The sequence below is a fragment of the Sinorhizobium sp. BJ1 genome (assembly GCF_002531555.1).
Taxonomy (GTDB): domain Bacteria; phylum Pseudomonadota; class Alphaproteobacteria; order Rhizobiales; family Rhizobiaceae; genus Sinorhizobium; species Sinorhizobium fredii_B.
Window position 1 is genome coordinate 1 of the sequence record NZ_NWTH01000128.1, and the last position, 536, is coordinate 536.

Sequence of the window (536 nt, forward strand, 5' to 3'; positions counted from 1 at the left end):
TGTCGGTCTCAGGCTGATAGATGAAGTCCTGCTTGCCGAAACGCCCGTCCGCCTTCGCCCCTGATGTTAAAGGCTTGGGCACGATCGGCGTCGCTCCGACCGCCTCGCAGGCAACGATCTCCTCACCGGAGAAGTAGCCGCGATCGGCCAGAACTGTCAGCTCCTCGACGCCGGTCGCCTCCTTGGCCTGCTGAGCCATATTGGCAAGCTGAGCCCGGTCATGGCCGGCATTGGTGACCTCATGCGCGACGATCAGATGGTGCTCGGCGTCGACCGCCGCCTGCACGTTGTAGCCGACCATTCCGGTGCCTTTGCCGTTCGTTGCCATGGCCCGCGCATCGGGATCGGTCCGTGAGATCTGGTGGTCCGGCGCGTTGGCGACCGCTTGCTCCATCGCCTGCAATTCACGCATCTGCCGACGCAGCGAGTCCAGCCGTTCCTTCAGCCGGCCGACCCGCATCTGGGCAACTTCCCGCTCCTGCCGGTCGGCCGTGTCGAGCATTCCCAGATACCGCTCGATGCTGGCATCCACCTGC

At 64.7% G+C, this 536-nt stretch carries 1 protein-coding gene; it reads right to left on the reverse strand.

The window, feature by feature from the left end; all coding sequences use genetic code 11:
• The coding region (locus CO676_RS34375; protein WP_144340273.1) for a transposase at positions 1–536 on the reverse strand (536 nt) is incomplete at both ends.